1 protein-coding gene and 1 pseudogene are annotated in these 1,065 nt (G+C 60.2%); one reads left to right on the forward strand and one right to left on the reverse strand.

The window, feature by feature from the left end; all coding sequences use genetic code 11:
• Window positions 1-126, reverse strand: a pseudogene (locus L9Z73_RS31070) (ribonucleotide-diphosphate reductase subunit beta); the annotation flags it as partial.
• A 359-nt stretch (window positions 127-485) separates the two neighbouring features.
• Between L9Z73_RS31070 and L9Z73_RS31075 the strand changes: the two are divergent.
• Window positions 486-1,004 carry a sigma-70 family RNA polymerase sigma factor gene (locus L9Z73_RS31075; protein ID WP_247408828.1) on the forward strand — a complete coding sequence of 173 codons (519 nt, stop codon included), beginning with the start codon at window positions 486-488 and terminating at the stop codon, window positions 1,002-1,004.
• Window positions 1,005-1,065: the final 61 nt, after the last annotated feature.

The following is a 1,065-nucleotide window of genomic DNA, read 5'->3' on the forward strand; positions in this document are numbered from 1 at the left end:
GATGGCAGCGGCGGCGCCGGCACCGTCGAGGCGGTCCATGTTGGCTTCGGTGGCGTGGCCGGCGTTGGCGCCTTTGATCACCGCTGCACCGGTGTCTACGTTGTCGACTTCATCCCAACTCAGCATTGAAATACTCCTTCCTGGTCTGTGCTGACGGCGTGTGACCCCGTCCAAAAATAGGTGATTTGCAGGCTTCAAGGCATTGAAATACTGCGCATAGTGTGGTCGGCGTTTTACGGATTCGCACACTATGTAGTGGTTGTTTGTTGGTGTGGGCACACTATATGGGGTGTTACCAGGATGGTCAACGCACAAGGTGTGCGGTTTTAGGTCGCTGCCAGGCGCGCTTTTGGTAACAACGCCTGGGTTCGCTGGTTTTCGTTGCCCGCATAAACACCCAGTTGAAAAGATCATGGTGTCGCGCTGCGATATTAAATAGAATGAATCTCATTTGAGACTCAATCGCGCTGCGTAGGTTGCTTGCCATGAATGATGCTGTTGTCCCTTCGCGCGCGCCCGAACCGACGTTGTCGAGCCTGTATCGCGACCATCGCAGTTGGCTGGAAAGCTGGCTGCGTCGGCGCCTGGGCAATGCCTGGGACGCGGCGGACCTGAGCCAGGACACCTTTGTGCGGGTGCTCGCCAGCGCCCAGCCGCTCGCGCAGATGCAGGAACCGCGGGCCTACCTGGTGACAGTGGGCAAGCGCCTGCTGGTCAATTTTCATCAGCGACGCAGCCTTGAGCAGGCTTATCTGACGGCACTGGGGAATCTGCCGCCAGCCTGCGTGCCGTCTCCCGAGCTGCGTTGGCTGGTGCTGGAAACCCTGCAAGCCTTGGACGAATTGCTCGACGGCCTGCCTGTGCGCGTGCGCCGGGTGTTCCTCTGGAGTCAGTTGGAGGGCCTGGGCTATCGGGAGATTGCCGAGCGGCTTGAGGTGTCGGAGCGCACGGTGAAGCGTTACATGGCGCAAGCCTATGAACATTGCCTGCTGGTGGACCTGTGAGTCGTGAGGTTGCGCGTGCGGCCGCTCAATGGCTGGCGCTGCTCGAGTCGGGCGCGGCCAC

The sequence above is a fragment of the Pseudomonas emilianonis genome (genome assembly GCF_023072625.1).
GTDB lineage: Bacteria > Pseudomonadota > Gammaproteobacteria > Pseudomonadales > Pseudomonadaceae > Aquipseudomonas > Aquipseudomonas paraveronii.

Bases quoted from the DNA above. Each gene is read 5' to 3' on its own strand.
- L9Z73_RS31075 (WP_247408828.1), top strand. From the start codon at position 486: ATGAATGATGCTGTTGTCCCTTCGCGCGCGCCCGAACCGACGTTGTCG.